18 protein-coding genes and 1 tRNA gene are annotated in these 18,065 nt (G+C 54.7%); 6 read left to right on the top strand and 13 right to left on the bottom strand.

Going from position 1 to position 18,065, the window contains the following annotated elements:
• Positions 1 to 390 precede the first annotated feature (390 nt).
• Positions 391 to 1,686 (top strand): serine--tRNA ligase, encoded by a 1,296-nt coding sequence (serS, locus tag KIH26_RS03045; protein WP_213442305.1) that lies wholly within the window; start codon positions 391 to 393, stop codon positions 1,684 to 1,686.
• A gap of 43 nt (positions 1,687 to 1,729) precedes the next feature.
• Here the strand turns inward: serS and KIH26_RS03050 are convergent, their stop codons facing one another.
• Together KIH26_RS03050 and KIH26_RS03055 are read right to left on the bottom strand one after the other, a co-directional pair.
• Complete coding sequence (locus tag KIH26_RS03050) at positions 1,730 to 2,020, bottom strand: hypothetical protein (protein WP_213442307.1); 291 nt, start codon at positions 2,018 to 2,020, stop codon at positions 1,730 to 1,732.
• Between the two features lie 23 nt (positions 2,021 to 2,043).
• A complete protein-coding gene (locus KIH26_RS03055) occupies positions 2,044 to 2,325 on the bottom strand; it encodes a heavy-metal-associated domain-containing protein (RefSeq protein ID WP_213442309.1) in 282 nt (93 codons plus the stop codon).
• A gap of 89 nt (positions 2,326 to 2,414) precedes the next feature.
• On the opposite strand from KIH26_RS03055, the gene KIH26_RS03060 reads away from it, so the two are divergent.
• Positions 2,415 to 3,032, top strand: a complete 618-nt coding sequence (locus tag KIH26_RS03060) for a Crp/Fnr family transcriptional regulator (RefSeq protein WP_213442311.1) — start codon at positions 2,415 to 2,417, stop codon at positions 3,030 to 3,032.
• A 37-nt stretch (positions 3,033 to 3,069) separates the two neighbouring features.
• On the opposite strand, the gene KIH26_RS03065 is transcribed toward KIH26_RS03060, so the two are convergent.
• From KIH26_RS03065 to KIH26_RS03080, 4 genes are all read right to left on the bottom strand, one after another.
• A tRNA-Ser gene (locus tag KIH26_RS03065) sits at positions 3,070 to 3,159 on the bottom strand.
• A gap of 109 nt (positions 3,160 to 3,268) precedes the next feature.
• Entirely contained in the window at positions 3,269 to 3,664 is a 396-nt protein-coding gene (locus KIH26_RS03070) for a DUF2237 family protein (protein WP_213442313.1), read from the bottom strand.
• 10 nt (positions 3,665 to 3,674) lie between these two features.
• Positions 3,675 to 4,589 carry an SPFH domain-containing protein gene (locus KIH26_RS03075; RefSeq protein ID WP_213442315.1) on the bottom strand — a complete coding sequence of 305 codons (915 nt, stop codon included), beginning with the start codon at positions 4,587 to 4,589 and terminating at the stop codon, positions 3,675 to 3,677.
• Positions 4,590 to 4,605: 16 nt separating this feature from the next.
• Positions 4,606 to 5,037: an NfeD family protein gene (locus KIH26_RS03080; protein WP_213442317.1), complete on the bottom strand. Its 432-nt coding sequence runs from the start codon at positions 5,035 to 5,037 to the stop codon at positions 4,606 to 4,608.
• A gap of 401 nt (positions 5,038 to 5,438) precedes the next feature.
• Between KIH26_RS03080 and KIH26_RS03085 the strand changes: the two genes are divergently transcribed.
• Positions 5,439 to 7,727 carry an arginine/lysine/ornithine decarboxylase gene (locus tag KIH26_RS03085; RefSeq protein ID WP_213442319.1) on the top strand — a complete coding sequence of 763 codons (2,289 nt, stop codon included), beginning with the start codon at positions 5,439 to 5,441 and terminating at the stop codon, positions 7,725 to 7,727.
• A 443-nt stretch (positions 7,728 to 8,170) separates the two neighbouring features.
• Here the strand turns inward: KIH26_RS03085 and KIH26_RS03090 are convergent, their stop codons facing one another.
• From KIH26_RS03090 to KIH26_RS03105, 4 genes are all read right to left on the bottom strand, one after another.
• Positions 8,171 to 8,797 carry a DUF1294 domain-containing protein gene (locus tag KIH26_RS03090; RefSeq protein WP_213442321.1) on the bottom strand — a complete coding sequence of 209 codons (627 nt, stop codon included), beginning with the start codon at positions 8,795 to 8,797 and terminating at the stop codon, positions 8,171 to 8,173.
• A gap of 110 nt (positions 8,798 to 8,907) precedes the next feature.
• On the bottom strand, positions 8,908 to 9,573 hold the full coding sequence (locus tag KIH26_RS03095; protein ID WP_213442323.1) for an SPOR domain-containing protein: 666 nt from the start codon (positions 9,571 to 9,573) through the stop codon (positions 8,908 to 8,910).
• Positions 9,574 to 9,589: 16 nt separating this feature from the next.
• Positions 9,590 to 10,348, bottom strand: coding sequence for a biotin--[acetyl-CoA-carboxylase] ligase (locus KIH26_RS03100; protein WP_213444630.1), 759 nt, complete (start codon positions 10,346 to 10,348; stop codon positions 9,590 to 9,592).
• Positions 10,349 to 10,497: 149 nt separating this feature from the next.
• Positions 10,498 to 10,995: an SET domain-containing protein gene (locus KIH26_RS03105; RefSeq protein WP_213442325.1), complete on the bottom strand. Its 498-nt coding sequence runs from the start codon at positions 10,993 to 10,995 to the stop codon at positions 10,498 to 10,500.
• Between the two features lie 129 nt (positions 10,996 to 11,124).
• On the opposite strand from KIH26_RS03105, the gene KIH26_RS03110 reads away from it, so the two are divergent.
• Entirely contained in the window at positions 11,125 to 14,046 is a 2,922-nt protein-coding gene (locus KIH26_RS03110) for a DNA topoisomerase III (RefSeq protein WP_213442327.1), read from the top strand.
• Between the two features lie 353 nt (positions 14,047 to 14,399).
• Entirely contained in the window at positions 14,400 to 14,729 is a 330-nt protein-coding gene (locus KIH26_RS03115; RefSeq protein WP_213442329.1) for a hypothetical protein, read from the top strand.
• A 69-nt stretch (positions 14,730 to 14,798) separates the two neighbouring features.
• On the opposite strand, the gene KIH26_RS03120 is transcribed toward KIH26_RS03115, so the two are convergent.
• The 3 genes from KIH26_RS03120 to KIH26_RS03130 are packed head-to-tail and all read right to left on the bottom strand — an operon-like array spanning position 14,799 to position 17,318.
• A complete protein-coding gene (locus tag KIH26_RS03120; RefSeq protein ID WP_213442330.1) occupies positions 14,799 to 15,194 on the bottom strand; it encodes a DUF2784 domain-containing protein in 396 nt (131 codons plus the stop codon).
• Between the two features lie 7 nt (positions 15,195 to 15,201).
• Entirely contained in the window at positions 15,202 to 15,765 is a 564-nt protein-coding gene (locus tag KIH26_RS03125; RefSeq protein ID WP_213442332.1) for a YchJ family protein, read from the bottom strand.
• 17 nt (positions 15,766 to 15,782) lie between these two features.
• Positions 15,783 to 17,318 (bottom strand): M48 family metalloprotease, encoded by a 1,536-nt coding sequence (locus tag KIH26_RS03130; protein WP_249660921.1) that lies wholly within the window; start codon positions 17,316 to 17,318, stop codon positions 15,783 to 15,785.
• A gap of 171 nt (positions 17,319 to 17,489) precedes the next feature.
• Here KIH26_RS03130 and moaC point away from each other — a divergent pair, with 171 nt between their 5' ends.
• A complete protein-coding gene (gene moaC / locus KIH26_RS03135; RefSeq protein ID WP_213442334.1) occupies positions 17,490 to 17,972 on the top strand; it encodes a cyclic pyranopterin monophosphate synthase MoaC in 483 nt (160 codons plus the stop codon).
• The last annotated feature ends 93 nt before the right edge of the window (positions 17,973 to 18,065 follow it).

The raw sequence follows: 18,065 nt of genomic DNA on the forward strand, positions 1-18,065 counted from the left end.
GGGCTACCTCACTTCGCGACTGTCCCCCGCCTGCGGCTCCTCCTTTATGTCGCTGCGTGAGATAACCCAACCACCCTCCGGCATCGTAGGCTGTTGGTTGGCGAGGGAAGTCCCAATCTCAGTGCGCGAATACTGTTTTGGGTAGTAACTGTGGGCGAACGAAAATTTCAGCATACCGGTGAGACCTCTGCTGTGATTGGGTTGTCTCACGCAGCGACATAAAGGGGGAGACGGCGCAGCCGGCGGAGGACAGTCGTGGAGGGGGATAGCCCAAGCGCAGACAAAGCCGCTCTATGGCAAAGAATTCACGCAAAAACTACACTTTGCCGGCATAAATACTGCGCAAACAGCTATGAATTTCATAGTGAACAAAGCGTTTAAAATTGAGACATGTTAGATCCCAACCTCCTCCGCAAAGACCTCGATTCGGTCGTCGCCGCGCTGCAAAAGCGCAAAAATCCTCAGCCTTATTTGGATGTGGTTGCTTACAGCGCACTCGAAGCTGAGCGCAAGACGATTCAAACGCGAACTGAAGAGCTGCAAAACAAGCGAAACACGCTTTCCAAATCCATTGGTATGCTCAAAGCCAAAGGCGAGAGTGTGGATGCTGTGATGGCGGAGACGGGCGCGATTAAAGCGGAGCTGGAGACTTCAGCTGCGCGCAATGACCAAATCGCTGCTGAGCTGCAAGCTATTTTGATGACACTGCCCAATCTCCCGCATGAGAGCGTGCCGGTGGGTGGCGGAGAAGAGGGCAATGTGGAAGTGCGCCGTTGGGGCACGCCGAAGACTTTTGATTTTGTTGTGAAAGATCACGTCGATGTGGGCTCACCACTTGGCTTGGATGCAGATACCGGCGCGAAGCTCTCAGGTGCACGCTTCACCTTCATGAAAGGCCAAATTGCCAAGCTGCATCGCGCGCTGGCGCAATTCATGCTCGATGTGCAGACCAATGAGCATGGCTATACCGAGTGCTACACGCCATACATCGTTAACCGTGAAGTGCTGGAAGGCACAGGGCAGTTGCCGAAGTTTGAAGAGGATATGTTCTGGGTGAGCCGTGGAGGTGATGAGACTGCAGCTAAGCAATACCTCATCTCCACCAGCGAGATTTCGTTGACGAACTCAGTGCGCGAGCAAGTGCTGGCTGAGAGCGATCTTCCCATCAAACTCACCGCCCACAGCCCCTGCTTCCGCTCTGAAGCGGGCAGCTATGGTAAAGACACCAAGGGCATGATTCGCCAGCACCAGTTTGACAAAGTGGAGATGGTACAGATCACGCATCCCGATAAGAGCTATGAAGCGCTGGAAGCCATGACAGGCCACGCCGAGGCGATTTTGCAAAAGCTGGGCTTGCCCTACCGCGTGCTCGCGCTCTGCACCGGTGACATGGGCTTTGGCGCTGCGAAGACCTATGACTTGGAAGTGTGGCTGCCTGCACAAAACACCTTCCGTGAAATCTCATCATGCTCCAACTGCGAAGCCTTCCAATCTCGCCGCATGCAAACGCGCTTTAAAAATGCGCAAGGCAAGAATGAACTGGTTCACACCTTGAATGGCTCAGGCCTAGCTGTTGGCCGAACACTTGTTGCAGTTTTGGAAAATTACCAGAATGCTGACGGCAGCGTGACTGTGCCTGAAGTTCTTCGCTCTTACATGGGTGGGCTGACTCAGTTGACCGCCTGAGCCAAACTTACGAACGTCTCTGCCGAGACATTCATATCGTGCTTTATTGATGGCGATGGCCTCGATCAGCGTGGCTATGCTTGGATTCATCACAGCCCATCTTGGCATGGTGTTGTGACATATCCATACCGCGCATATTGCCGTGGCCATGTTCATGGCCAGCTCTCGTCTGATGCTCAGCCTTCATCCCATGCTGTTTACCATGGCCAGATGCCATGCCGTGCATGCGATGCGCATGAGCCACATCTGCCTGGGGTGTAGCCGTGGTTGCAGTGGCAGCCCAGGCCATCCCCGCGATACCAAGCACGGCAGCCATCAATAAGAGTTTCTTCATGACGTTTTCCTTCAAATAAAGAATTAAGCTGCACGCCCGATCGCGCAGCTGACAAAGGACTTGGCATTGGCCAAACCAGCGCTCAAACCACTCAAGCTACCCCGCTCCGGGTAGCCCATGCGCTGGAGTGCGTCGGTGATCTTGCCGCGCAAATCCTCTGGCGCGTTCACCTCCACGCGTTGATGCGCGTGATCGACCTTTACCTGACTCACACCTTGAATTGCATTCAAGCCCTTCAGAATGGTGGCCTCGCAGCCTCCGCATTTAAGATTGTCAATCTCAATTTTCATTGCAGTGTCCATCATGTATCCCTTTCTATTGACCCATCGAAGTCTTCGGTGGCTAAGATTCAAGTATGGTCAGGAGGCGTTCAAAGCAATATGATTGAAATCATATGAATCGTACGATTCTTCCCCAAGGCTTGAAAGAGCTTTTGCCCACCCAGCTTCAGCAGCTTGCCGATGGCGCGCTGGTGCGCAAAGGCGAGCATTTGTTTTCCATCGGCGCTGTGCCGCAATGGATGTTTTATGTTTTAAGTGGCGAGGTTTCGCTCGGACGTTCAGGCGCGCATGGCGAGCATGTGATCGTGCAGCGCTGCCGGCAAGGCTTCGTGAGCGAGGCGAGTTTGATGGTGCAGGCTTATCACTGCGATGCCATCGCGCTTGAGGAGACGCATGTGATTCGTATCCCGGTCAAGGCGATGCGTGATGCACTGTTTCAGGATTCTGGCTTTGCCAATCGTTGGATGCTGACACTCAACGCGGAAATCATGCGATTGCGCACGCAATGCGAGCGGCTGTGTTTGCATTCGGTGGAAGAACGCTTGGTGCACCTCATCCAAACCGAGGGGCATGAGGGCCAATACACCATCCACACTGGCATCAAAACCTTGGCCGCTCAACTGGGCGTGAGCCACGAAGCTTTGTATCGCACTATCACGGACATGCGAAAGCTAGGCAAACTTGATCGCACGAGTGAAAAATTGGTGTTGCTGCCAAAAGCAGCAGCATGAAAAAAGCGCCTTGTGAGGCGCTTTTTTTGTGTGCTGTTGGCGGAGGAAGAGGGATTCGAACCCTCGGTAGACTTGCATCTACGCCTGATTTCGAGTCAGGTACATTCAACCACTCTGCCATCCCTCCGCAGCGTGTCAAACCGGAATTTTAACATGGAGTTATGCTATTAAATAAGTAGCACTCCGCGCAGATTCTATGCCTGCGATTGGGCTAAATCGCTTTAAAAATCGCTGATTTATACGGATTTGGGCGTTGCAGCTGCGTTTTTGTATTCATGTGCGCGCAATTGCTCCAGCGTCACAAAATCCAAGGCCTTGGCATGCGTGCATTCGAGGATCACTGGAGGCGCTAAGCCAGCTTCCAGCGCTTCCTTCCAGCGGCTGGCACACAAGCACCATCTGTCTCCAGCCTCTAGGCCAGCAAAGCGGTATTCAGGGCGCGGGGTCATGAGGTCGTTGCCGCGCTGCAGCTGAAAAACCAAGAACTGTTGTGTCACGCGTGCGCAGACCACATGCGTGCCGTGATCATGCTCATCGGTGTTGCAGCAGCCATCTCGGTAGTAGCCCGTGAGTGGGTCATACGAGCAGGGCACAAGCGGTGTGCCCAAGACATTTTTTGCGGCGAAGCTCATGATTCGAAGGTTATTTAACTTGCGTGGCTTGTGTCATCTTCATGGCCGAAGCGATCAGCGTAGAGACTTGCGACATATCACCGGGTACGACCAAGGTGGTGGTTGCATCTTGAGCTACCTTGCTATAGGCCTCCACAGCTTTTTCAGCCACTTTGAGCTGCACCGCTTGAATGCCACCTGGGCGCTCAATGGATTGTGCTACGTATGCGATGCCTTTTGCAGTCGCTTCAGCCACGGTGATGATCGCTTCGGCCTGCCCCTCTGCATTGTTGATCGCAGCTTGCTTCTCACCTTCTGAGCGGGCAATCGCTGCTTCTCGCTCACCTGTCGCAATATTGATCTGCTCTTGGCGGCGGCCTTCGGAGGCGGCAATCAGTGCGCGCTTCTCGCGTTCAGCGGTGATCTGCGATTGCATCGCGTGCAAGATTTCTTTCGGTGGCGTGAGATCCTTGATCTCATAGCGCAAGACTTTCACGCCCCAGTTCAAAGCGGCTTCGTCAATGGCTGCAATCACCGAATGATTGATCGTGGCGCGCTCTTCAAAGGTTTTATCGAGCTCCAATTTACCAATCACGCTGCGCAGGGTGGTTTGCGCGAGCTGGGAAATTGCCATGAGGTAATTGCTCGAACCGTAGCTGGCTAGCTTCGCATCCGTCACTTGAAAATACAAAATACCATCGACCTGCAATTGGGTGTTGTCTTTGGTGATACACACTTGGCTGGGCACATCGAGTGGGATTTCTTTCAAGCTGTGCTTATAGGCAATTTTGTCAATGAAGGGCACAACGAAATTCAAACCAGGCGTAAGCGTGTCGTGGTACTTGCCCAAACGCTCGCGCACCCAAGCATGCTGCTGCGGCACGATGCGCACGGTGCGTGAAATAAAAATCACCGCGAGGATGAGGAGAACAATTGCGATTTCCATGATGCACTTCCTAAAGTTAAATCTTCTCTACCACTAGACGATTGCCAACGACTTCTTTCACGCGATGCTGGCCGCTTGAGCGATCAGCGCCTGCGGCAGCGAGCACCGTCCATTGCGCGCCACGATAGCTCACTTGTGCTGTGCCATCGGCATTCCAATCGGTGACTGTGACTTGCGCGCCAATGTCTTGGTTCACATCCGAGTTGGCCTGAGCGGGAGCTACTTCCGCGCGGCGCTGCCTCGCTTTACTGAAATGCCATGCAAGCGTTGTGATCGTGCCCACAACGGCCGCAATCGCGATCTGAGCCGTGAGCCCTAAACCTGCATGAGCTGCAAGAGCCCCTGCCACGCCGCCCACAGCCACAGCCAGCAGATAAATCGTGCCCGTGAGCAGCTCAGCAATCACCAAAACTGCCGCTGCGATCCACCAAAAAGTTGATGCCTCCATATTAGAGCCTTTCAATATTATTTATGGAGAGCGCGTTGCGAGTCAAAAAAGCCTCAGGCAAGGCGCGCTTAACAATCGCCTCACGTTGGCAGCCGGGGTCTTGCCGGCAAGGCTTCGTAACGCCGCCTGAGGCTTTTTTGGCCGCAACCCTCCGGGAATGAGTGGCAAAAGCCGCCACTCGTCGTTGCTCATCTAGGTAAGGCTCCAGCCTTACCGTCGCTGTGCGCCTAGATTGGCGGCTTTTGTCACTCATTCGCGCCTCCATAAATAGTATTGAAAGGCTCTGGCCTCCAATGTGTGTGATGCACCACATTTTGGGGCAAATCATCCCTTTTGCAAGCCCACAGACACAGAATGTCCTTACACTTCGCGTTCTACCTTTTTCCTGAAGGCTTACTGCCATGAAATTCCGCTTCCCCGTTGTCATCATTGACGAAGATTTCCGCTCTGAAAACAACTCCGGCATGGGCATCCGCGCCTTGGCCAAGGCGATTGAGGGGGAAGATTTTGAAGTGCTGGGCGCTACCAGCTATGGCGACTTGAGCCAATTCGCCCAGCAACAAAGCCGCGCTAGCGCTTTTATTTTGAGCGTGGACGATGATGAATTCACGCCAGGCCCTGATCTTGATCCAGCGGTATTGAACCTGCGCACCTTCATCCAAGAAGTGCGCCGCAAGAATGCCGATGTGCCGATCTACATCTACGGCGAAACCAAAACCAGCCGTCATCTGCCCAACGACATCTTGCGCGAGCTGCATGGCTTCTTGCATGCTTTTGAAGACACGCCCGAATTCGTCGCCAAACACATCACGCGCGAAGCTAAGAGCTATTTAGAGGGCATTCAGCCGCCATTCTTCAAAGCTCTGCTCGATTACGCAGAAGACGGCTCCTACTCTTGGCACTGCCCCGGCCACTCTGGTGGTGTGGCTTTCTTGAAATCTCCCATCGGCCAAATGTTTCACCAATTCTTCGGCGAAAACATGCTCCGTGCCGACGTGTGCAACGCGGTGGAAGAACTCGGCCAATTGCTCGATCACGATGGCGCGATTGGTGAGAGCGAGAAAAATGCAGCCCGCATCTTCAATGCCGATCACTGCTTCTTCGTGACCAATGGCACGAGCACTTCCAACAAAATGGTTTGGCATCACACCGTCGCGCCCGGTGATGTGGTTGTGGTGGATCGCAACTGCCACAAATCTATCTTGCATGCGATCGTGATGACAGGTGCGATCCCTGTTTTCTTGAAGCCCACACGCAATCATTTCGGCATCATCGGCCCCATCCCCAAAGAAGAGTTTGAGCCCGCCAGCATCATGGCCAAGATCAAGGCCAATCCTTTGCTCAAAGGTGTGGACGCTGCCACCATCAAGCCCCGCGTGCTCACGCTCACGCAGAGCACCTACGACGGCGTGCTCTACAACACCGAAATGATCAAAGGCATGCTCGATGGCTATGTCGAGAATCTGCATTTCGATGAAGCTTGGCTGCCACATGCCGCCTTCCATCCCTTCTACGGCCCCTATCACGCCATGGGCAAAAAGCGCGCTCGCCCGAAAGAGGCCGTCGTGTATGCCACGCAATCTACACACAAATTACTCGCCGGTATCAGCCAAGCCAGCCACGTGCTCGTGCAAGATGCGCAAAACCGCAAGCTCGATCGCGCTTTGTTCAACGAAGCGTACTTGATGCACACCTCAACTAGCCCGCAGTACAGCATCATTGCGAGTTGCGACGTAGCCGCCGCCATGATGGAGCCACCCGGCGGCACAGCGCTGGTGGAAGAGAGCATTGCAGAAGCGCTAGATTTCCGCCGCGCCATGCGCAAGGTGGATGAAGATTACGGCAAAGATTGGTGGTTCAAAGTCTGGGGCCCTGAGAAGCTCGTGGAAGACGGCGTAGGCAAGGCCGATGATTGGATCATCAAAGGCGAATCACGCACCACGAAAAATGGCGAACATGTTGCCCGCAATTGGCATGGCTTCGGCAATCTCGCCGAAGGCTTCAACATGCTCGACCCGATCAAGAGCACCATCGTCACCCCCGGCATGGATCTGAACGGCAAATTCGCCAAGACAGGCATCCCCGCCAGCATCGTGAGCAAATTCCTCGCCGAGCATGGCGTGATCATCGAGAAGACGGGGCTCTACAGCTTCTTCATCATGTTCACCATCGGCATCACCAAAGGCCGCTGGAACACGCTGCTCGCCGCGCTCCAGCAATTCAAAGACGATTACGACCGCAACCAACCCATGTGGCGTATCCTCCCCGAGTTTTGCCAAAAGCACCCGCATTACGAGCGCATGGGCCTGAAAGATCTCTGCCAGCATGTGCATGAGCTTTACGCCAAATACGATATTGCAAGGCTCACCACAGAGATGTACCTCTCCAGCCTAGAGCCCGCGATGACGCCTTCAGATGCATATGCGCATATCGCAAGACGCAAAACAGACCGCGTAGAGATTGACAACTTAGAAGGCCGCATCACAGTAGGTCTCGTCACGCCATACCCACCCGGCATCCCGCTCCTCATCCCCGGCGAAGTTTTCAACAAACGCATCGTGGACTATCTCAAATTCAACCGAGAATTCGCCAAAGAATGCCCCGGCTTCGAAAACGATATCCACGGCTTGGTAGAAGAAGTCGGCAAAGACGGCGTGAAGCGCTACTATGCTGATTGCGTGAGAGCTTAAGATTTTTAGAGCTTTTTGGGCAAGTAGCCGGTATGGATATTGCGCGGAGTGCTATTAAATGCATAGCGAAGAATGAAAATGGGGTCAGATCCCAATTCAAGACATTCATCTATCCGGTGCGAATTCAAGCCGAGACGAAATTGGGCTCTGACCCCATTTTCATTCTTCGTGGCGCACGCCAACTATGTTTGTGGCAACACTACCGTTCGCCCTGAGGCTGTCGAAGGGTTGGCCCGCAACCGTCGCACACTACCTTTTGCACCTGCGGCCTACCATCGTGCATTTGCCTCAGAAATCTTTGTGAAAACACACGCGATAGAGGTTTTGGAAATTTAAAGCGAGTCCGCGCGCGCAGTTGCCAAAAAATTTCTGATTCAAGTGCCCAACGGTCTCCGCTGGATAGTTGGTTAAATTTCAACCACGCACTTTCAGTGCACGTGGATTTATCCAAACAGTCTTGTCGGCTGCGGAAACGGCAATAGCCCAGCATGCCAAGCAATGAAGCCGCAAACATTTAATGCAACTGTTGCCCAGAACACGGCAATAAAGCTGTCTTTACTCGTTTTGTGTCGCAACAACTGTTGAGCAAGTAGAGCGCCTGGCCAGCCGCCAGCCAGAGAAAGCATATGCAGTGTGCCCTCTTGTGTACGCCAGCGACCTGCGACAGCAGCAGATTTGTCAAAGGCATATACCAAGAAGGTGGTTAGGCTTAAAGCGATGTATACGATGAATACAGCAGGTACAAAGCTCCATTTCCAAGCAACAAACGCATAGATCATCATAAAACCTGGAATAGATGCTATTCGAGTCAATGTCCAGTCCGCAGATAACTCAGGCTTTTGTTTGTTGGCTACCCGACTTCGAACTGGGTATTGAACGGAGTGTGCATTCTTTTTGCCATTCTTGCCCATGGCAACTTCAAAAACAAGTTGCTGACCAACTTTAGGCCGCCCAGTACCCAATGGGAAAGATTTAATATGCACAAAAATTTCTTGGCCTCCTAAGTTTGGCTCGATAAAACCGAAGCCGCGATCATCATGCCAAGTCTTCAATTTTCCAGTGAATTGCATAAGCTGGTAATTTCGTTAAAGCGAGCAGGGACACAACCTGAAAGAAATTTAGACGTGTAAACGCTATTATATTTATAGCACTCTGCGCAGTAAATACGCCGGCAAACTGCTCAAACAGCCTTGCAAACCACCAACCCGGCAGCTCCAACAACTGATTTGATGCCATCGAGTTGCGCGCGCAGCGCATCGTCAACGATAGGCAATTTCAGCAATTGCCCTTTGCGCTCGGGTAGCTCTTGTACGACTTTGGCTGTGCGCACGCCGCGCGTGGCGAGCTTGGCCATGGATTCGTTGGCCTGCGCTTGCGTGGCGTACACGCCGAGTGACACGCCAGGTTCAAGTGTTGAGTTTTTCAGAGATTCGAAGGCGATGCTGAGCTCGCGAAGCTCGGTTTTTTTCTTGGCGAGTGCTTCCGCGTTGGCGTATTTGCCCATATAAACAATCCAGCGGGCGGGCTCGGTGGCGCTGTCTAAGCTCCAAGAGTTTGAGGGCAGGTTGACAGCGACGCTGCGTATGGCGTTGACCTGAGCTTCAGTCAGCAGCATGCTCTGGAGGCATTCCGGGGCTCTGGGTGCGGGCGTGGTGGCGAGCGCTTCGACGCGCTTGGCTTCAGTGGAGCTCAGCAAGCGCATGGCATCAGGTTTGATCTGGGCTTGCAGGCGCTGCGGCTCGGTTTGATGGGCGGGTGCGAAGCCGATGCTGGCCAGATAGCCCTGGCTCCACGCAAAAAATGCGCCATTGGCTAGAAGCAAAAGTAAAACGAGAAATCTCAACATAGGACGGACTGGAAAATCAGGGTGTTTGCGGCCGCACGCTCACCTCTTGGCTTGCAACACGCTGAAACCCAAGTGAAGTATGCACTAACAGAGCGCCGGTATGGTCCACGCCCTGAGCTTTCCCTTGAAGGCCATCACTCAAAGCCACATCACGGCCTTTCAGCCCGTCTCGCGCTGCAAAACGACCAGAAAAGGCTGCAAAGCCTGCGCGCTCAAATTCCAGCAAATCCCCCAGTAATGGGGCAAAAAGCCGCTCCAAGGCCGTTTTTGGGCTGCTGGCGGGGCTGATTTCTTGCAGCCAAGCGGGCTGTGTCGTTAAATTTGCGTCAAATGGGCGCTGGCGAATATTGATGCCTATGCCGACCACAGCGAAGCGCTCCTGCGCTCCGGCGGGAGCGGGTAGCGATGCCGTCTCAATCAAAATTCCGGCCAGTTTGCGCCCTTGCCACCACAGATCATTCGGCCATTTGAGTTGAATTTGCTCTTCGCTTGCTGGGCTCAGGCTCTGCGCCACGCTCGTACCCACGGCCAAGCTCAGGCCTTCCCAGCTGGCGGGCGAGAGGTTGATACCAAAAGAAAACGTGAGCGAATCGCCGGGACTGGATTGCCAAGCGCGCCCCATACGCCCGCGCCCGGCAGTTTGCTGCTCGGCCACGAGAAGAGTGGGCTCGGTTCGGCCAGCACGCGCGCGGCGCATGAGCTCAGTGTTGGTGGAGTCGATCTCGGGAAGAATCTCAACGCTGAAGCTGGCCAAGCTGGGCAAGCCCAGTGCCATCACCTGTTGCCAGATCGTCTCCGCGCTTGAGTGCAATGATTTACCCCCACGCTCCCCCGCTGCGCGAGGTGCGCTGCCCCATGCTGGGGGAGGGGCTCCGGCATAGCCTTTGCCGGGGGCGCGAGCGCCTAGAGGCGGCTCGTCGGCGCTCATTTTTTAGCCAACATCGTACCCCGGCATTTCTTCGCGCCGCACAAGCACTTGTATTCCGCCTTGAGCTTCTTCGTGTAAGGCTCGTCGATCACGAGGCCGTAGTCGTAAAACAGCTCTTCGCCTTGTTTGATATCGCGAAGCGCTTTGATCCAGACGCGTTGATTGGCTTCATCTTCATCCGCTTCGCAATTGGGCTTGCAAGAGTGGTTGATCCAACGGGCGTCGTTGCCGTTGTCATTGCCATCGATGCAGCGGCCATCTTCCAGCGAGAAATAAAAAGTGTGATTGGGCTGGCTCGGATCATGCGGATGCCGGCGCAAGGCTTCTTTCCAACTGATGATGCGGCCCTGGTATTCAATCAAGATCTGGCCTTGCGGAATGTCGCGCAGGGCATACATGCCATTGCCGTGGATGCCGGAGGCACGCACCTCAATCAAGCGCTCCGTGATTTGTGGGGGTTGGATATAGGGAGCGGGTTTTTTTTTGGCAGACATGAAGGCAGACGAAAAAAGTGGGAATTTGGCAAACTGCCAAAAAATTTGTTATCTTGAAATTGTGCGTGTGCGCGTGTGCGTGCGCGTACGTATGCGTGTGCACGTGCGCGCACGCGAGGAATGGATTATATGAAGACTCTGATCATTGCTGAAAAACCATCTGTTGCGCAGGACATTGTTCGTGCGCTCACGCCCAGTGCGGGCAAGTTTGAAAAGCACGATGAATACTTTGAGAGCGACAAATATGTGGTCAGCTCCGCCGTGGGCCATTTGGTGGAAATCCAAGCGCCGGAGGAGTTTGATGTGAAGCGCGGCAAATGGAGCTTTGCCAATCTGCCTGTGATTCCGCCGCATTTTGATTTGAAGCCGGTGGACAAGACCAAGACGCGCCTGAACGCCGTGGTGAAGCTGGCCAAACGCAAAGACGTGAGCGCTTTGGTGAACGCTTGCGACGCGGGGCGCGAGGGCGAGCTGATCTTTCGCTTGATTGAGCAATATGCAGGCGGCAAAGCCCCGCTGGGCAAGCCTGTGACGCGCCTCTGGCTGCAAAGCATGACGCCGCAGGCCATCCGTGATGGCTTTGATGTGCTGCGCTCTGATAAAGAGATGCGCCCGCTAGCTGACGCCGCGCGCAGCCGGTCTGAGGCCGATTGGCTTGTGGGCATCAACGGCACGCGTGCGATGACGGCATTTAACTCCCGCGATGGTGGTTTCTTCTTGACCACCGTCGGTCGCGTGCAAACACCGACTCTGGCCGTGGTGGTGGAGCGCGAAGAGCAAATCCGCAAACACATCGCCCGTGATTACTGGGAGATTCATGCCTCCTTCTTGGCTGAAGCTGGTGAATACGCCGCCAAATGGTTTGATCCGAAATTCAAAAAAGGCGAGGATGCTGACGCTCGCGCTGACCGCATTTGGGACGAAAAAACCGCTAAAGAAATCGCCGAAGCTGTTAAAAGCAAAGCCGCCAGCGTCACCGAAGAATCCAAGCCTTCTACGCAAGCATCGCCCGGCCTCTTTGACCTCACCAGCCTGCAGCGCGAAGCCAACAGCAAATTCGGTTTCTCCGCCAAGACCACGCTGCAACTCGCGCAATCTTTATATGAGCGCCACAAAGCGCTCACCTACCCGCGTACTGATTCGCGCTACTTGCCGGAAGATTATTTGCCGGTAGTGAAGCAGACTTTTGAAATGCTCGCCGATGGCGGCCACAAGCATTTGGAGCCGCATGCTGCAGTTGCGTTGAACGGCAACTACATCAAGCCCAGCAAGCGGATTTTTGACAACGCCAAAGTCTCCGATCACTTCGCCATCATCCCCACGCTGCAATCGCCTTCTAATTTGAGCGAAGCAGAATTCAAGCTCTACACATTAGTAGCGCGCCGCTTCATGGCCGTGTTTTATCCCAGCGCGGAATACCAAATCACCACCCGCGTCACCACTGCTCTGAACCACAATTTCAAGAGCGAAGGCAAAGTGCTTGTTAAGCCTGGCTGGCTCGCCATCTATGGCAAAGAAGCTGATGATGAGATGGAGAAAAAAGAAGGCGAAAACTCCAAAACCCTCGTGCCGGTAAAAGCAGGCGAGATGGTGCATAACGAAAGCATCGAAGCCAAAGGCCTCAAAACCCGCCCACCCGCCCGCTACTCCGAAGCCACGCTGCTCGGCGCGATGGAAGGCGCTGGCAAATTCGTGGAAGACGACGAGCTGCGCGAAGCCCTGAGCGAAAAAGGCCTCGGCACGCCCGCCACCCGCGCCGCCACCATCGAGGGCTTGCTCAACGAGAAATACATGCTGCGCGAAGGCCGCGAGATGATCCCCACAGCCAAAGCCTTCCAGCTCATGACGCTGCTGCGCGGCTTGGGCGTTGAAGAGCTCTCCAAGCCGGAATTGACGGGCGAGTGGGAAAGCAAGCTCGCCCTCATGGAAAAAGGTAAGCTCTCGCGCGAAGCCTTCATGGCCGACATCGCCGCGATGACCGAAAAAATCGTGCGCAAAGCCAAAGAATACGACCGCGACACCGTGCCCGGCGACTACGCCACCCTCAAAGCGCCATGCCCCAATTGCGGCGGCATCGTGAAAGAAAACTATCGCCGCTACACCTGCACTGGAAAAGACGGAGCAGCAGAAGGCTGCGGCTTCAGCTTCGGCAAATCCCCCGCAGGCCGCACTTTCGAACCGCAAGAAGTCGAAGAATTCATCACCAACAAACACATCGGCCCGCTCGAAGGTTTCCGCTCCAAAGCCGGCTGGCCTTTTGTGGCCGAGATGGTCATCAAATACAGCGAAGAAGATAAAAACTGGAAACTCGAATTCGATTTTGGCGACGATGCCAAAGCGGCAGAGACGGGCGAGATCGTCGATCTCTCCGCAGAAGTGTCGCTCGGCGCTTGCCCTAAATGCGGCGGCCCCGTCAAAGCCTTCGGCAAAAGCTACGTCTGCGAAAAATCCGTGCCCACGAACGAACAGCCCACCCCAAGCTGTGATTTCAAGAGCGGCCACATCATCTTGCAGCAACCGATAGACCGCGAGCAAATGACCAAGCTGCTGGAGACCGGCAAGACAGACCTGCTCGACAAATTCGTCAGCATGCGCACCCGCCGCAGCTTCAAAGCCTTCTTAGCTTGGGATGCAGAAGCAGGCAAAGTGAATTTCGCTTTCGAGCCACGCGAGAGCAAATACCCACCGCGCAAAACTGCAGCAGGCAAGACGGCCGCAGCCAAAACACCAGCGGCAAAAAAGGCTGCTGCGAAGAAAGCGCCAGCAGCTAAAAAGGTGGCCGCCAAGAAAGCCGCCGCACCAAAAGCAAAGGCCGCTCCACGCGCAGGCACCTTGAAGCCAAGCGCAGCACTAGCAGCAGTCATCGGCGATGGCTTGTACGGCCGAGGCGAAGTCACCAAAAAACTCTGGGACTACATCAAAGCTCAAAACCTACAAGACGCCAAAGACAAACGCACCATCAACGCCGATGCAAAGCTAGAGCCCGTCTTCGGCAAAGCGTCAGTAACGATGTTTGAAATTGCTGGCTTGATTGGTAAGCATTTGAGCTGATTTTTTAAGCGTTTTAGGCAGTTTGCACTCATGCATGCTGCTTAGTTTGCTATTGAATTAGTAGTATCTCCATCCGTTCGCCCTGAGCTTGTCGAAGGGCTGTTGGATGCTTGAGGTTTCGCTCGATCTTTTGTACCAGCGGCCTACCGTCGGGCAGTCGTCTCGTAAACTTTTTTGAATACACACGCGATAGAGGGCATAGCTATCCAACCCTCTCCCCGCGCGCCTTCCAAAAAAGTTTCCAATCCAACCACCCAACGGTCTCCGCAGGATAGATCATCAAATTTTTGATTTACATCAGCAGATTGGTAGCACTTTAAAGATCAATTCTTTAAGAATGTAAAATTTTTGAGATGCAAGCATTAATCGACAGCCGTAATTTTGCATTTCTAGAGGCATTTTTTGCAGAAATACTCACGCCGCATGGTTTTAAGAAGGAAGGCTCTCAATACGATGGTGCCTTTGGCAGTCACTACGTTGATTTTGTTTTCAACGGCAAAGCATATCGACTGATCGCTGATGGTCGTGAATTTCAAGTTATTCTTGATTGCACAGACAACTATTCAGAAAGTCATTTTGGTAAAGGTTGGACAACACTAGTTTCAACAGCCTATCCAGCCAATATCACTAAGGATACTATGCAATTTTGCTTTGCAAAAGTACGCGATTACGTTATTGCGTAGGCCGCTGGTACAAGAGGTTGAGTGAAACGGCAAGTGTGCCAAAACTCCTAATTTAATAGCAACTAGCGCTTATTCTGTGCGTGCGAGTGCCTCTTTTCTTCTAAAAAACCAAGGCACGCCATAAGCCAGCGCATTGATTGCGACGACACACAAGCCAAGAGCGATTTGAATAGGGCGGGTGAGGCCATCGGGGTAGATAGCGGCTAGGAGGTAATGTTCGATGAAGCTACTTTTGTAGCCTTGTTGGCCGGCTGCGATTCTTAGGTTTTGCTCTAGTGGTGTGAGGGGGCAGGTGTAGCCCATGATGACGACGGTGGCTGCCCATGCGGCGCAGGCTAGGTGCAAGATGAGCCGAAGTTTACGAATGGGTTGCCGCCAGTTGACCCAGATGCCGCCGAAGACGGCGAAGAGGATGAAGAGGCCGTGGAAGAGCAATACGGCATCTGCCAGCAGGCGTGGATTCATAGAGCGCTCATTCGGGGATCTCTTGTGAGTGTTCGCCCAATTCGCTGCGGTTGGTTTTGCGAAATGGTTTGCGCGAATCTTCATCGGCTGCATCGGGCTCGCCAGCAAATTGACCATCGATATAAAGCCATCTTGCAGCCTCGCCCACGCCCTCGCGAATGAAGCGGCTGGTCTCGTGCAAGCGGCCTGCGCGGCCTGTGCTGTCTCGGTAGCGGGCGATGAATTCCACAACGCCTGCGTCGCCAGACATCGCGCTGTGTTTGATTTCTAGGCCGAGCCATTTGGTGGGCGGGAAATCGATGCTGCCGGGCGAGGATTCGCCGTACCAAGTAGCTAGCAGATAGTCGCCGAGCTGGAGCACGTAGGCGCTGTAGCGAGAGCGCATGAGGGCTTCGGGCGTGGGGGCGTGGCGCTGAGGCGTGGCTTGCAAGCCTGCATGCCAAGGGCCGCAGCATATGCCGTAGGTTTTTGTGCTGCTGGGCTCGTTGCTACGGCAGGGGCATTCGGCGCTGTCTGCGAGGCGCGAGGTCTGGGTGTGTTTTTGTTTGGGGAAGGCGCGGTGTGTGCTCATGCCCACATTGTCAGGGCTTATGGCTTGTCGCGCTCGTTTTGCAGTTCGCGCACCATGGCCTGCACGGCGCGGGTGCGGGTGTCAAGGATGCTGGATTCGATGTGGTTCGCACCATTGGCTCTTGCCCATTCTTGCGCGGCTTTGAGGCGATCGAGGGCTGCGCCGTAATCGAGCAGCGCGATACGGCTCTCTGCGCTGGCGCGCATGCTGCGTAGTTGCTGGCCTTGGGCTTCATAGAGGCTGGAGAGCGCTTGCCAAGCGGGTGCGTCGCCCGGGCGATTGGTGACCCAGATTTGTAAGGCGTCTGCGGCGCTGGTGCGGTCGAGGCTGGCGTCTGCTCGCGCGAGCTGCGCCCATGCGAGCAGGGTGGGGCGCTCGTTTCGTTGGCTTGGCATGCTGCGCAATTGCGCGAGAGAGGCGAGGGCTGCAGTGCGTAGTTCTGGCGTGGGTGTAGCTGTCACTTGCATCGCCTCAATTGCTATCAATTCAATAGCTGCTTGCGCATGTTCTATGCCGGCCAGAGGCTCAAAAGGCATAGAAATGAGGAGTTCGCGGGCTGCTGCGGCATATCGCAGCATATCTGCGCTGTTACGCTGGCGGCTGCTGGCGAATGCGCCGCCATAGAGTTGGGCGAGCTGGCGGATTTTTTGCACGGGTGTGGCGCTGGCCGGCAATGGATTGCGCAGCGCGAGAGCGGCTTGGGTGAGCTCAGCGCGCAGACTGTCTACGCTGCTGTCTGAGATCAGGCGCGCACGGGTAGCGATGATGGCGTGCTCCGCTTGCCATCCCAAAGTTTGTGTGGTTTGTGATGCCGCGGGCAAGAGCTGTAAGCGCGATTGCATATCGCCCAGGCGCTCGGTGGTAAGCGGGTGGGTGCGCAGATAAGGGAAGCTGCCGTTGTCATTGATGCGATTGGCCGCTTGGAGCTTGTCAAACATGCCGGTGAAGCCGCGCACATCCATGCCGGCTTCTTGCAAAATTGCAAAGCCAATGCGATCGGCTTCGCGCTCCATATCGCGGGAGAAGTTGAGCTGGGTTTGAGCGCTCACTGCCTGCGAGCCACTGATGACGGCGGCTCCAGCTTGTGGATTCTTGCTGGCAGCAACTGCACCCAAAATCATCGCGCCGAGCATCCATGGCGATTGTTGGTTTTGTTTACTGATCTGGCGGGCGATGTGGCGCTGGGAGACGTGAGTCAATTCGTGAGCGAGCACACTGGCCAGCTCATCGCGCGTGCTAACAGCGCCCACCAAGCCCAGATGCAAGCCGAAAAACCCGCCAGGCAATGCGAAGGCATTGATGCTGCGATCTTTGCCGGTCATGATTTCCCAAGCGAGCTGCTGCTGCTCCGGCGTGATATCGCCACGGCGCTTGGCAGCAGCGAGCAATGGCTGCCAAAGTCGTTGCACATAAGCTGTGATGAGCGGATCGTCGATGTAATCCGGATCGCGATAAATCTCGCGCGCGATTCGCAAACCTAATTTTTTCTCAGCGCTCACGCTCATCTCTTCACCATCACCCAGCTGAGGCAAAGCATCTGCAGCTTGGCTCAAGGGTTGGATGCTGAATAAACTGATTGCTACCAAATACGTAGCAGCTCGCGCAGATTTCTTGCCGGCGAATGGCCAAAAATGCTTCAAAATGTGACTTTCAATGAGTGGTCTGGCTGCAATGCTTAGTGATCAGACCGTATGATGCAAGAAATAGATGAAGGTTTCGTAAATATGAGTGATTCGCTAACGCATTTTGACAAAAATGGTCAGGCGCATATGGTGGATGTGGGTGGCAAAGCTTCTACCCATCGCGTGGCGACTGTGCTGGGGCGCATTGATATGCTGCCTGCCACGCTGGCCTTGATCGCTTCGGGCAGCGCGAAAAAAGGCGATGTGCTGGGGATTGCGCGGATTGCGGGGATTCAAGCGGCGAAGAAGACGAGTGATTTGATCCCGCTGTGTCATCCATTGGCGATCACGCGTGTGGCGGTGGATTTTGAGCTGGGCTCAGAGAGCGATCCACATGTGGCTTGCACGGCAACTGTAGAAACGGTGGGGCCAACAGGTGTGGAGATGGAGGCGCTCACAGCTTGCTCAGTGGCGCTGCTGACGATTTATGACATGTGCAAAGCTGTGGATCGGGGGATGGTGCTGCGCTCAGTGGCTTTGACTGAGAAGCATGGCGGGAAATCTGGGAGTTATGTGCGCTCTTGATGTCACTTGCTGAGGTATCGGCGGCTGGCTGCGCTTGGGGTATCCCCCTCCACGAATGTCCTCCGGCTGGCGCTGCGCGCGTGCCTCCCCCTT

The organism is Variovorax sp. PCZ-1 (assembly GCF_018413605.1).
Lineage (GTDB): Bacteria > Pseudomonadota > Gammaproteobacteria > Burkholderiales > Burkholderiaceae_C > JANMDU01.